Origin of the sequence: Streptomyces ipomoeae 91-03, from assembly GCF_000317595.1 — a bacterium.
GTDB classification, from domain to species: domain Bacteria; phylum Actinomycetota; class Actinomycetes; order Streptomycetales; family Streptomycetaceae; genus Streptomyces; species Streptomyces ipomoeae.
On record NZ_AEJC01000574.1, the window covers coordinates 1 to 13,217 of the forward strand.

Consider the following 13,217-nt stretch of genomic DNA (forward strand, 5'->3'; position numbering starts at 1 on the left):
TTCCCCGCCCTTACCCCACAGCCGCCAGGCCCGACCTGGGCACACGGCACGGCCTCATGGTCCGCACGCATGATCCGCCACGGATCCAACAGACGCTTTGATCCAAAAGCAGGTGCGCGACGGCTGGGAGCTCTGCCGAACCAGCGGGCAGTGGGGGGCGGGATCGTGGGTGGCTGGGGTGATCGTCTTCCAGGACTTTAGCCAGCCACTTTGGGGCGAGCCTCTAAGATCATGGCCCCAACGTCGTGCTTTAACGGGCAGGTCAACAGACTGCCCGACTCGCCGGAAGCTTACGGGGCCATGATCACTCGCCCCAAAGCAGCTCCCGGCCAAAGTCCTGGAAGACGCTCACGTGGGCAGGCTCGGCGGACCTGACATCCGTTACTGACATCAACAACCACGGACACCGGCAGACAGCGGCGATCGTCAACGGCTAACGTCACGGGTCCGTGACCTGCCTCACCACTGGCTTCGGTTCCGTTATGAGAATGGGATGATGGCATTCATGAAGGGACGAGTCCTTGTCGTCGACGACGACACCGCACTGGCCGAGATGCTCGGCATTGTGCTGCGTGGTGAAGGTTTTGAGCCGTCTTTCGTAGCCGACGGCGACAAGGCGCTGGCCGCGTTCCGTGAGGCCAAACCCGATCTGGTGCTGCTCGATCTGATGCTGCCGGGACGGGACGGAATTGAGGTGTGCCGCCTGATCAGAGCGGAGTCCGGGGTGCCGATCGTGATGCTCACGGCGAAGAGCGACACCGTGGACGTGGTGGTCGGCCTGGAGTCCGGAGCGGATGACTACATCGTCAAGCCGTTCAAGCCGAAGGAACTGGTGGCCCGGATCCGGGCGCGCCTCAGGAGGTCGGAGGAGCCGGCGCCGGAGCAGCTCGCCATAGGCGACCTGGTCATCGACGTGGCCGGGCACTCCGTGAAGCGGGACGGGCAGTCGATCGCGCTGACGCCGCTGGAGTTCGACCTGCTGGTGGCACTGGCGCGGAAGCCCTGGCAGGTGTTCACCCGTGAGGTCCTGCTGGAGCAGGTCTGGGGGTATCGCCACGCGGCGGACACCCGCCTGGTGAACGTCCATGTGCAGCGGCTGCGGTCCAAGGTCGAGAAGGACCCGGAGCGGCCGGAGATCGTGGTAACTGTCCGTGGCGTCGGATACAAGGCAGGGCCCAGCTGACATGTCGGGGGACAGTGCCGCTGCGGCGCCCGGCCGACCGGGGTCCGGCGCGGAGCGGCCTGTCGGCCGGAAGTCGCCGGGCTCCCGCTGGGGGCGTTTCCTCGAGGGCGGGCTGCTGCACGGCGGAGTCCAGGGCAGCCCGGTTCTGAGGCTGTTCATGCGCTGGGTGCGCCGTCCGCTGCTGCCCGTGATGCGGCTGTGGCGGCGCAACATTCAGCTCAGGATCGTCGTCACCACTCTGCTGATGTCGCTCAGCGTCGTACTGCTGCTGGGCTTCGTCGTCATCGGCCAGGTGCGCAACGGGCTGCTGGACGCCAAGGTGAAGGCCTCGCAGAGCCAGGCCACGGGCGGGTTCACGGTCGCCGAGCAGCGGGCCGACAGCGCGGCGAGCGCGGGCGGCGGCAACGAGGGCGCGGAACTGAACGGCGACAATGTGCAGAGCGTCGTCGAATGGATGACCAACCTCGTGGCGTCCCTCTCCAGCGGCGGCCAGGGCGCGTTCGACGTCGTCACGCTCAGCCCCGCCTCCGCCGACGGCGACACCGGGGGCCTCGGACCACGCGCCTCCGGCGGTGTGAAGTGGGACCTCAGCGTGCCCGTGGAGCTGCGCGAGCGGGTCGACGAGGGCACCGGCCCCGTCCAGAGCTACACACGGATCTACTACGACAACGGCCAGGAGTCCCAGCCCGGCCTGATCATCGGCAAGCAGGTCAGCGACCCCCACAGCGACCCGTACCAGCTGTACTACCTCTTCCCGCTCACCCAGGAGGAGAAGTCCCTCAGCCTGGTCAAGGGGACGCTGGCGACGGCCGGGCTGTTCGTCGTCGTACTCCTCGGCGCCATCGCCTGGCTCGTGGTGCGGCAGGTCGTCACGCCTGTACGGATGGCGGCGGGCATCGCCGAGCGGCTGTCCGCCGGGCGCCTTCAGGAACGGATGAAGGTCACCGGAGAGGACGACATCGCACGCCTCGGCGAGGCCTTCAACAAGATGGCGCAGAACCTCCAGCAGAAGATCAGCCAGCTGGAGGACCTGTCGCGGATGCAGCGGCGGTTCGTCTCCGACGTGTCGCACGAGCTGCGTACGCCGCTGACGACCGTACGGATGGCGGCGGACGTCATCCATGACGCGCGCGTGGACTTCGACCCGGTGACCGCGCGGTCGGCCGAACTGCTCGCCGATCAGCTGGACCGGTTCGAGTCGCTGCTCGCGGATCTGCTGGAGATCAGCCGGTTCGACGCGGGCGCGGCGGCCCTGGAGGCAGAGCCGATCGACCTGCGCGAGGTCGTACGGAAGGTCGTCAGCGGGGCCGAGCCGCTTGCCGAGGGCAAGGGCACGCAGATACGTGTCGTGGGCGACCAGCAGCCCGTCGTGGCCGAGGCCGACGCCCGGCGCGTGGAGCGGGTGCTGCGCAACCTCGTCGTCAACGCCGTGGAGCACGGCGAGGGCAAGGACGTCGTGGTCAAGCTGGCGGCGGCCGGGGGCGCGGTCGCGGTCGCGGTGCGCGACTACGGCGTAGGGCTCAAGCCGGGCGAGGCGACCCGTGTGTTCAGCCGCTTCTGGCGGGCCGACCCGGCACGCGCGCGTACCACCGGTGGTACGGGGCTGGGGCTGTCGATCGCGCTGGAGGACGCGCGGCTGCACGGGGGCTGGTTGCAGGCGTGGGGCGAGCCGGGAGGCGGTTCGCAGTTCCGGCTCACGCTGCCGAGAACGGCGGACGAGCCCTTGCGAGGGTCCCCGATACCGCTGGAACCGAAGGACTCCCGGCGAAATCGTGGACTTGATGACGCCGGTCTGCCGCTCGGCGGCAGCGGCAAGCTCGCCACCGTGCCCGTTCAGGCCGGTGAGCGTGGGGCCGCGAGGGCGGCCATAGGGCCACGCCCGGGCGCCGGACAGGTGCCCACGGCCGACCCGACGGCACTGCCCGGCAGCGGCGCACGTGTGGTGTCCCGGCCCGCGGCGGCGCCTCCCGCGCGAGCGAACGATGGCGATGACGGGGCGGGACAGCCCGAGGAGCGGTCGTCCGAGGGCGGCGCGGAGCAGCAGCACGAGCAGGGGGAGGCATTCCGTGGACGCTGACCGCGCGGAAGGCGGCCGTCGGCGTCCTGAGCGGGCGACTGTGCGGATCGGGTGGGTCGGCCTCGGGGCCGTACTGCTGGCGGGGTGTGCCTCGATGCCGGACAGCGGGGACATGCGAGACGTCGAGTCGACGCCGCGGCAGGACACACAGGTACGGGTCTTCGCGCTGCCGCCCGGGGAGGACGCCCAGCCGCAGGAGATCGTGCAGGGCTTCCTGGAGGCCCTGACCAGTGACGATCCGAACTATGAGACGGCGCGCACGTATCTGACGGGCGACGCGCTGAAGCAGTGGGATCCGAGCGCGTCGACCATGGTGCTCGCCGAGGGACCCACGGCGTTCACCCAGGTCACCGGGGGCCGGTCGGACGGCACCGAGTACCGGTACGAGCTGTCCGGCGACAAGGTCGCGCGGGTGGACGGGCAGCATGCGTACACGCCCGTCAGCGGGGAGTACCGGGAGACCGTGCACCTCACGAAGGTGAAGGACACCAAGCAGTGGCGCATCGACGAGTTGCCGCAGGGCGTGGTGCTCGGCCGGTCGGACTTCCAGCGCAACTACAAGTCGATCAACAAGTACTACTTCACCTCCGCAGCGCAGTCCGGTGAGCAGGGGACGGTGGCCGACCCGGTCTATGTGCGCAGTCAGGTGGACCCGGTGACCCAGGTGGTCCGAGACCTGCTGAAGGGCCCCACCCGCTGGCTGAACCCAGTCGCGCGGACGAGGTTCCCCACAGGTACGGCGCTGAAGAAGGGCACCAAGGCGCTGACTCCCGACGACCAGAACAAACTGGTCGTACCGCTCAACAAGAAGGCCGACCGCGTCTCCGAGAGCCGGTGCGAGGAGATGGCCGCCCAGCTCCTCTTCACGCTCCAGGACTACATGCCCACGGGTGTTGACGAGGTCGAGCTGCAGGGGTCGACCGGGGCGCAGCTGTGCCTGCTCAGTGAGGGCCAGGCCGACATCATCGCCTCGCACGGGCCCGGCAAGAGCGCCGAGTACGAGTACTTCATCGACGGCGACCACAAGCTCGTACGGATGCCCGAGCGGGACACGGCGCCCACGCCGTCGCTGGTGCCCGGGGCGTTCGGCGAGGGCGAGACGCAGCTGCGGTCGGCCGCCGTGTCGCGCGACGAGGACCGGGCGGCCGGGGTGTCGCTCGACGGGCACGAACTGTTTGTGGCGCCGCTGACGGCCGGCAGTGCGATCGGGGATCCGGTGCTGCGCAGCGAGGGTGCCACCGCGAAGGACCGGCTGACGACCCCCAGTTGGGACGGGCGGGGCGACCTGTGGGTGGCCGACCGGGACCCGAAGAACCCCCGGCTGCTGGTGCTGGCGGACGGCATGGGTGAGCCGCTGGAGGTCAGGACGCCCGGGCTCGACGGGCGGGTCGAGACGGTGCGGGTGGCCGCCGACGGGGTGCGGGTCGCGCTGATCGTGGAGAACGACGGTGAGCGGGCGCTGTACATCGGGCGGATCGAACGGGATGCCGACGCCGACGGCACCACCGTCTCCATTGTGGAACTCCGTTCCGTGACGCCTGATCTGGAGGACGTGTCGGCCATGTCGTGGGCCGGCGACAGCCGACTCGTCGTGGTCGGCCGCGAGTCCGGGGGCGTCCAGCAGATGCGATACGTCCAGGTCGATGGCTCCACGCTCACCGGCCCGGCCCCCTCCGCCCTCACCGGCGTGGAGGAAATCGCCGCCTCCGAGGACGAAAGCCAGCCGCTCGTCGCCCACTCCGCCGACGGCATCGTCCGCCTCTCCCCCGGCGCACAGTGGCAGAAGGTGGTCAAGGAGGGGACGGCGCCGGTTTACCCGGGGTGAGGTTGCTTATCCCCAGGGGAGGTGCGGGCCGCGGGCTGTGGTGCGTGGGGCCCGGGCTTCAGGGGAGGGCTTTTGCCGGTCTGACCGGGGTGGGGGCGGGTCGTGGCCCGGTGCGGGGTGCGGTCGTCGTTCGTATGGGTGATCGGCGTGGTGTGAGTCGCCGGGTTTTCCACAGGGTTTTCCACAGCTGTGGCGAGAGTGTGTCCGCCTTGACACAGTGGTGGATATGCGGGGGTGGTGGCGGGAGCTTGCGGGGCTGGTGTTGCCGGGGGAGTGCGGGGGGTGTGGAAGGGCTCGTGAGGTCCTTTGTGAGGAATGCCGTGCCGCATTGAGTGGGGCTGCTCCGGGGCGGGTGCGGCCGGTGCCTGAGCCGTTCGGGTTGCCTGTGGTGTATGCGGCGGCTCGGTATGGGGGCGCGGTGCGGGCCACGCTGCTCGCGCACAAGGAGCGGGGGGCGTTGGCGCTGGCGGAACCGCTCGGTGCGGCGTTGGCGGGGGCTGTGTGGGCGGGGCTGGGCGAGGGGTGGGCTGGGGTGGGGAGGGGTGGGGGTGGGGGCCCCGAAGAGCCCGTACTGCTCGTCCCCGTACCCTCCGCCCCCCATGCCGTCCGAGCCCGTGGTCATGATCCGACCCGTCGGATTGCGCTTGTCGCCGCCCGGGTGTTGCGGCGGGCCGGGGTGTCGGCTCGGGTGGCGGGGGTGTTGCGGCAGCGGCGGGTGGTAGTGGATCAGGCGGGGTTGGGCTCCCGGCAGCGGCTGGTGAATCTCGCGGGTGCCTTGGAGGTGGTTGGTGGGGCTGCCCCGTTGTCGCTGGGGGGCGGGCGTGTTGTGCTGGTGGATGACCTGATGACCACCGGGGCCTCGTTGGCCGAGGCCGCACGGGCTGCGCGGACGGTTGTTCGGGGCGTGGGTGGGGCGTCGGGGCAGGTCGGCGCGGGGGGAGCGGCAGAGGGGGCGACCCGGGCGTGTGCGGTGACCGGAAGCGGTGGTCCGGATGACGGTCGTGGCGGGATCTGCGCGGCTGTGATCGCGGCGCCTCCGGACTCTTTCTAAATGAACCGGAACTCCCAGTTGACTTCCAACGTTGCAGGTAGTGAGAGGGTCTTTCACCTGAATGGAGGTACGTCTCGGTAGAGGGTGACGACATCCCTCTGGGCGAGATATGTTCGGTTGTGAGGAATGGCACCAGCCGTTCACCGTATATCCGAATGCCGTACTGCGGGTTTTCTGTAATCACCCGCTTTGGTGGGGTGGAGATCTTGTCCACGGGGGAGGAGGAGGTGGAGTCACCGAGTCCGCGGTTCCGGGAACAACCGGAACCTGGTGCACAAGGGAGATGCTCCGCCAGTGGAGCGGAGCGATCCGGGAACGGAGTTCTGCGTGGACATCGTCGTCAAGGGCCGCAAGACCGAGGTGCCCGAGCGGTTCCGCAAGCACGTGGCCGAGAAGCTGAAGCTGGAGAAGATCCAGAAGCTCGATGGCAAGGTGATCAGCCTCGACGTCGAGGTGTCCAAGGAGCCCAACCCCCGACAGGCCGACCGCAGTGACCGGGTGGAGATCACGCTCCACTCCCGGGGGCCCGTGATCCGGGCGGAGGCAGCGGCAAGCGATCCTTACGCGGCGCTCGACCTGGCGGCGGACAAGCTCGAAGCCCGGCTGCGCAAGCAGCACGACAAGCGTTACACGCGCCGAGGCGCGCGCAGGCTCACGGCCGCCGAGGTAGCCGACCACGTCCCGGGCGTGGCGACCCTCAACGGCAATGGGTATGTCGTCGACGAGGAGAAGCAGGGCGACGTACCCACCAAGAGGATCGGCTCGCTGGAAGTGACGGGCGAAGGCCCTCTTATCGTCCGTGAGAAGACCCACGTCGCCTCCCCGATGACCCTCGACCAGGCGCTCTACGAGATGGAACTGGTCGGGCACGACTTCTATCTGTTCGTCGACTCCGAGACCAAGGAACCGAGCGTCGTCTACCGGCGGCACGCCTACGACTACGGCGTCATCCACCTCCGCACCGACCCGATGGTCGCGCAGGCCCATGCGGACGACGCGGGCGGCGCGCTCGGCGGCTGACCACGCGCCGGGTGACAGCTGTGCCGGTGCCCCTGGAGCGTTCGTGCGCCCCCAGGGGCACCGGTGTGCGACCCCCGGTGGCCCGCTCTGTCACCGCGCTGTCGGCCGGGCATGAAATCATGGCTGAACCGGCCCCAACCGGCGGGCCGTTGCCTTGGGTTGGCGATGGCACAGAAACACAGGCCACGGCCTTCAGGGGGAGGAACCATGGCGGACAGCAGCTTCGGACCGATGCGTGACGCGGATGCCGACGAGGGCTCCGTCGGCATGGGCCACGCCGCGGGCTCCCCACGCAAGGAGCCCATCCGGGTTCTCGTTGTGGACGACCACGCGCTCTTCCGCCGCGGCCTGGAGATCGTGCTCGCCGCCGAGGAGGACATCCAGGTCGTCGGGGAGGCAGGGGACGGGGCGGAGGCGGTCGACAAGGCCGCCGATCTGCTGCCCGACATCGTGTTGATGGACGTACGGATGCCCAAGCGCGGCGGGATCGAGGCGTGCATCTCCATCAAGGAGGTGGCCCCCAGCGCGAAGATCATCATGCTGACGATCAGCGACGAGGAGGCCGACCTCTACGACGCGATCAAGGCGGGGGCGACCGGTTATCTCCTCAAGGAGATCTCCACGGACGAGGTCGCCACGGCCATTCGTGCCGTCGCCGACGGGCAGTCGCAGATCAGCCCCTCCATGGCGTCGAAACTGCTCACCGAGTTCAAGTCCATGATCCAGCGGACCGACGAGCGGCGGCTGGTGCCCGCGCCGCGGCTGACGGACCGGGAACTCGAAGTCCTCAAGCTCGTGGCGACCGGCATGAACAACCGGGACATCGCCAAGGAACTGTTCATCTCCGAGAACACCGTGAAGAACCACGTGCGCAACATCCTGGAGAAGCTTCAGCTGCACTCCAGGATGGAGGCCGTGGTGTACGCGATGCGGGAGAAGATCCTCGAGATTCGCTAGGTCTGGGTGGGGCCGGATTCGTTAGGTCTGGATAGGTTCGGATTCGCTGGGTCCGGGCGGGGTCAGGTCACATCAGGGCGCGCACCAAGGGCTCGCGCAGTTCTGGGGCGTCCACTCGTTCCACCCGTACGTCTGTGCAGTTCACCCAGGTTGCCGCCTCTATCAGGGCCTGGGCCACCGCCGGGATCGACTTGGGGCCGTTCAGGGTGACCTGTTTGGCGACCAGGGTGCGGCCGTCACGGGCCGGGTCGACACGGCCGACCAGGTGGCCGCCGGACAGGACCGGCATCGCGAAGTAGCCGTGGACGCGCTTCTGTTTGGGGACGTAGGCCTCCAGGCGGTGGGTGAAGCCGAAGATGCGTTCCGTGCGGGCCCGTTCCCAGACCAGGGAGTCGAACGGGGAGAGGAGCGTCGTACGGTGGCGGCCGCGTGGGGTGGTCTCCAGGGCCGCCGGGTCGGCCCAGGCCGGTTTGCCCCAGCCCGCCACCGTTACCGGGACCAGGCCGGAGTCGGCGACCACCGCGTCGAACTGTTCCGCCTTGAGGCGGTGGTAGTCGGCGATGTCCGCGCGCGTGCCGACGCCCAGGGCCTCGCCGGCCTGGCGGACCAGGCGGCGCAGGCACTCCCTGTCGTCCAACTCGTCGTGGAGCAGCGCGTCCGGGACTGCGCGCTCGGCCAGGTCGTACACCCGTTTCCAGCCGCGGCGCTCCACGCAGACCACCTCGCCGTACATCAGTGCGCGTTCGACGGCGACCTTCTCGCCGGACCAGTCCCACCATTCGCTGGTGCGTTTGGCTCCGCCCAACTCCGTGGCCGTGAGGGGGCCCTCGGCGCGGAGTTGTTTGATGACGCGGTCGTAGGCGCCGTCCGGGAGTGGGTGGTTCCAGTGGGGGCGGGAGCGGTAGGCGCGGCGGCGGAAGGCGAAGTGGGGCCATTCCTCGATGGGGAGGATGCAGGCGGCGTGGGACCAGTATTCGAAGGCGTGTGCGTCGGTCCAGTACGCCTTGTCGACCGTGGTGCGGCCTATGGCGCCCAGGCGGGCGTACGGGATGAGTTCGTGGGATCGGGCCAGGACCGAGATGGTGTCGAGTTGGACCGCGCCGAGGTGGCGGAGCACGCCGCGGACGCCGGACCTGCGGTCGGGGGCGCCGAGGAAGCCTTGCGCCCGTAGGGCGATTCGGCGGGCCTCGTCTGCGGTGAGTTCTGTGGTGGGGCGCGGCAGGGGTGTCATGGTTCGCAGGGTAGGGGAGGGGACTGACAGGGTGGGCTGAGCTGGGGGAACGGGGGAGGGACTGCGTGTGGTGTCGGGTGGCCGGCTCGCAGGGATGGATGGCTGTGGCTACGTGAGTGGTGTCGGGGACGGCAAGTAGGGGGCCGTGGAGGGTAGGCCCAGGTCTGAGGGGAGCAGGGAGGCTATCCAGCAGTCGCGGCGGGTTCCGTTGTTGTTGAGGGCTGCTCGGAGGGTGCCTTCCAGGGTGAAGCCGGTGTTCTCGGCTACCGCGCGGGAGGCGGTGTTGCCTACTTCGGCTCGCCATTCGAGGCGGTCGAGGGCGAGGGTGGTGAAGGCCCAGTGGGCGGCGGCGAGGGTGGCCTCGGCGATGTAGCCGTTGCGGCGGTGCTCCTTGACGGCCCAGAAACCGATCTCACCGGTGCCGAGGGACCGCATGGTGATGCCGAGCATCCCCGTCAGCTCCCCGGAGGGGAGGAAGACGCCGAAGGTGAACATGGAGGCGTTGGCCCAGCCCTCGGGGACCGCCTGTTCGACGAAGCCCACCGCGTGCTCGCGCAGATACGGCGAGGGGATCGTGGTCCAGCGCTGGATGTCCGGGTCCTGTGCGGCCGCGTACACGCTGTCGGTGTCGCGCGGTTCCACGGTGCGCAGCAGCAGGCGCTCGGTGGTCAGGGTGACGGGTTCCATCGGGCGATTCTGCGCGGCGGGGCAGGAGGGCGCCATCCCATTTGCGGCTGTCCTGTGGAGAGGCATGGGACGCGAGGCCGACGGGGCGGTCACATTTCGTGCATTTCATGGGCGGAACGCGGCACCATCGGTGACGCCCGCCCGTTGTCCTAGTGGCTGTCATCGACAGACCTCCCGGTGCGGCGGGGTCCTCGCTTACGATGGCCGTTGCTCAAGCTGTGATTGAAAACTGCCAACTGTCATTGAAACCGACCGTCCCAGGCCCGACCGGCAAGGAGACAAACCCCCGTGTCCGTCCTCTCGAAGATCATGCGTGCAGGCGAAGGCAAGATCCTGCGCAAGCTGCACCGCATCGCGGACCAGGTCAACTCCATCGAAGAGGACTTCATCGACCTCTCCGACGCCGAGCTGCGGGCCCTCACCGACGAGTACAAGCAGCGGTACGCCGACGGTGAGAGCCTGGACGACCTGCTCCCCGAGGCGTTCGCCACCGTGCGTGAGGCCGCCAAGCGCGCCCTCGGCCAGCGTCACTACGACGTGCAGATCATGGGTGGGGCCGCCCTCCACCTCGGCTATGTCGCCGAGATGAAGACCGGTGAGGGCAAGACCCTGGTCGGCACGCTGCCCGCGTATCTGAACGCGCTGTCCGGCGAGGGCGTCCACCTGATCACGGTCAACGACTACCTGGCCGAGCGCGACTCCGAGATGATGGGCCGCGTCCACAAGTTCCTGGGCCTGAGCGTCGGCTGCATCCTCGCCAACATGACGCCGGCCCAGCGCCGCGAGCAGTACGCGTGCGACATCACGTACGGCACGAACAACGAGTTCGGCTTCGACTACCTGCGCGACAACATGGCGTGGTCCAAGGACGAGCTCGTCCAGCGCGGCCACAACTTCGCGATCGTCGACGAGGTCGACTCCATCCTGGTCGACGAGGCCCGTACGCCGCTGATCATCTCCGGCCCGGCCGACCAGGCCACCAAGTGGTACGGCGACTTCGCCAAGCTGGTCAAGCGCCTGAAGCGGGGCGAGCCCGGCAACCCCCTCAAGGGCATCGAGGAGACCGGCGACTACGAGGTCGACGAGAAGAAGCGCACGGTCGCCATCCACGAGTCCGGTGTCACCAAGGTCGAGGACTGGCTGGGCATCGACAACCTGTACGAGTCGGTGAACACCCCGCTCGTCGGTTATCTGAACAACGCCATCAAGGCCAAGGAGCTCTTCAAGAAGGACAAGGACTACGTCGTCATGGACGGCGAAGTCATGATCGTCGACGAGCACACCGGCCGTATCCTCGCCGGCCGCCGCTACAACGAAGGCATGCACCAGGCGATCGAGGCGAAGGAAGAGGTGCCGATCAAGGACGAGAACCAGACGCTCGCCACGATCACCCTGCAGAACTTCTTCCGCCTCTACAAGCGCCACGACCACAACGGCAAGGAGATCCCGGGCCTGTCCGGCATGACCGGTACGGCGATGACCGAGGCCGCCGAGTTCCACCAGATCTACAAGCTCGGTGTGGTCCCGATCCCCACGAACAAGCCGATGATCCGCAAGGACCAGTCGGACCTGATCTACCGCACCGAGGTCGCCAAGTTCGAGGCGGTCGTCGACGACATCGTCGAGAAGCACGAGAAGGGCCAGCCGATCCTCGTCGGTACGACGTCGGTCGAGAAGTCCGAGTACCTCTCGCAGCAGCTCTCCAAGCGGGGCGTCCAGCACGAGGTGCTCAACGCCAAGCAGCACGACCGTGAGGCGATCATCGTCGCCCAGGCCGGCCGCAAGGGCGCCGTCACCGTCGCCACGAACATGGCCGGTCGTGGTACGGACATCAAGCTCGGCGGCAACCCCGAGGATCTCGCCGAGGCGGAGCTGCGCCAGCGCGGCCTCGACCCCGAGGAGCACATCGAGGAGTGGGCCGCCGCCCTGCCCGAGGCGCTCGCCAAGGCCGAGGAGGCGGTGAAGGCCGAGAAGGAGGAGGTCGAGGCGCTCGGCGGCCTGTACGTCCTGGGCACCGAGCGGCACGAGTCGCGTCGTATCGACAACCAGCTGCGCGGCCGTTCCGGCCGTCAGGGCGACCCCGGCGAGTCCCGCTTCTACCTCTCTCTCGGTGACGACCTGATGCGCCTGTTCAAGGCCCAGATGGTCGAGCGCGTGATGTCCATGGCGAATGTGCCGGACGACGTGCCGATCGAGAACAAGATGGTCACCCGCGCGATCGCCTCCGCCCAGTCGCAGGTCGAGCAGCAGAACTTCGAGACCCGTAAGAACGTCCTCAAGTACGACGAGGTCCTCAACCGGCAGCGCGAGGTCATCTACGGCGAGCGGCGCCGTGTTCTGGAGGGCGAGGACCTGCACGAGCAGATCCAGCACTTCATGAACGACACCATCGACGCCTACATCCAGGCCGAGACCGCCGAGGGCTTCGCCGAGGAGTGGGACCTCGACCGGCTGTGGGGGGCGTTCAAGCAGCTCTACCCGGTGAAGGTCACCGTCGAGGAGCTGGAGGAGGCGGCCGGGGACCGCGCCGGGCTGACCGCCGAGTTCATCGCCGAGTCCATCAAGGACGACATCCATGAGCAGTACGAGGCGCGCGAGGCGCAGCTCGGCTCCGAGATCATGCGTGAGCTGGAGCGCCGGGTCGTGCTGTCGGTCCTCGACCGCAAGTGGCGCGAGCACCTCTACGAGATGGACTACCTCCAGGAGGGCATCGGCCTGCGCGCGATGGCCCAGAAGGACCCGCTGGTGGAGTACCAGCGCGAGGGCTTCGACATGTTCCAGGCCATGATGGAGGGCATCAAGGAGGAGTCCGTCGGCTATCTGTTCAACCTGGAGGTCCAGGTCGAGCAGCAGGTCGAGGAGGTCCCCGTCGAGGACGAGAAGCCGTCCCTGGAGAAGGGCGACGCGGTGCCGGCCCAGGCGGGTGCCTCCCGTCCGGAGATCCGGGCGAAGGGCCTGGAGGCCCCGCAGCGCCGCGACCGGCTGCACTTCTCCGCGCCGACGGTCGACGGCGAGGGCGGCATCGTCGAGGGCGACCTGCCCGACGACGAGCCCGTCCGCTCCGAGGCCGATGGCCTCACGCGCGCGGAGCGCCGTAAGCAGCAGGGCCGTGCGGGTGGCCGCCGCCGCAAGAAGTGACGGCGGCTCCGCGAGGAGCGACGTAGCGCGGTAGTTCGGCTTTGGAGG

The 13,217-nt window shown here is 68.7% G+C and carries 9 protein-coding genes; 7 read left to right on the forward strand and 2 right to left on the reverse strand.

All coding sequences use genetic code 11. The features are described 5' to 3' along the window. Positions 1 to 493 precede the first annotated feature (493 nt). From mtrA to STRIP9103_RS37350, 6 genes are all read left to right on the forward strand, one after another. Positions 494 to 1,183, forward strand: a complete 690-nt coding sequence (gene mtrA, locus STRIP9103_RS37325; protein ID WP_189786864.1) for a two-component system response regulator MtrA — start codon at positions 494 to 496, stop codon at positions 1,181 to 1,183. 1 nt (position 1,184) lies between these two features. Next, positions 1,185 to 3,260 carry an MtrAB system histidine kinase MtrB gene (gene mtrB / locus STRIP9103_RS37330; RefSeq protein WP_048821674.1) on the forward strand — a complete coding sequence of 692 codons (2,076 nt, stop codon included), beginning with the start codon at positions 1,185 to 1,187 and terminating at the stop codon, positions 3,258 to 3,260. Further along, positions 3,250 to 5,085: an LpqB family beta-propeller domain-containing protein gene (locus STRIP9103_RS37335; protein WP_078614181.1), complete on the forward strand. Its 1,836-nt coding sequence runs from the start codon at positions 3,250 to 3,252 to the stop codon at positions 5,083 to 5,085. The genes mtrB and STRIP9103_RS37335 overlap by 11 nt, the downstream gene beginning before the upstream one ends. 226 nt (positions 5,086 to 5,311) lie before the next feature. Beyond that, positions 5,312 to 6,136, forward strand: coding sequence for a ComF family protein (locus tag STRIP9103_RS52330; RefSeq protein WP_048821675.1), 825 nt, complete (start codon positions 5,312 to 5,314; stop codon positions 6,134 to 6,136). A gap of 327 nt (positions 6,137 to 6,463) precedes the next feature. Next, the gene (hpf, locus tag STRIP9103_RS37345) at positions 6,464 to 7,156 is read left to right on the forward strand and encodes a ribosome hibernation-promoting factor, HPF/YfiA family (protein WP_234022401.1); all 693 of its coding nucleotides are present in this window, start codon (positions 6,464 to 6,466) and stop codon (positions 7,154 to 7,156) included. A gap of 207 nt (positions 7,157 to 7,363) precedes the next feature. Next, positions 7,364 to 8,113: a response regulator gene (locus STRIP9103_RS37350; RefSeq protein WP_009333495.1), complete on the forward strand. Its 750-nt coding sequence runs from the start codon at positions 7,364 to 7,366 to the stop codon at positions 8,111 to 8,113. A 67-nt stretch (positions 8,114 to 8,180) separates the two neighbouring features. Here the strand turns inward: STRIP9103_RS37350 and STRIP9103_RS37355 are convergent, their stop codons facing one another. Both STRIP9103_RS37355 and STRIP9103_RS37360 read right to left on the reverse strand, forming a co-directional pair. Then, positions 8,181 to 9,344, reverse strand: a complete 1,164-nt coding sequence (locus tag STRIP9103_RS37355; RefSeq protein ID WP_009333500.1) for a winged helix-turn-helix domain-containing protein — start codon at positions 9,342 to 9,344, stop codon at positions 8,181 to 8,183. Between the two features lie 108 nt (positions 9,345 to 9,452). After that, positions 9,453 to 10,031 (reverse strand): GNAT family N-acetyltransferase, encoded by a 579-nt coding sequence (locus tag STRIP9103_RS37360; protein ID WP_009333502.1) that lies wholly within the window; start codon positions 10,029 to 10,031, stop codon positions 9,453 to 9,455. Positions 10,032 to 10,319: 288 nt separating this feature from the next. Here STRIP9103_RS37360 and secA point away from each other — a divergent pair, with 288 nt between their 5' ends. Continuing rightward, entirely contained in the window at positions 10,320 to 13,169 is a 2,850-nt protein-coding gene (secA, locus tag STRIP9103_RS37365; protein WP_009333491.1) for a preprotein translocase subunit SecA, read from the forward strand. Positions 13,170 to 13,217 lie beyond the last annotated feature (48 nt).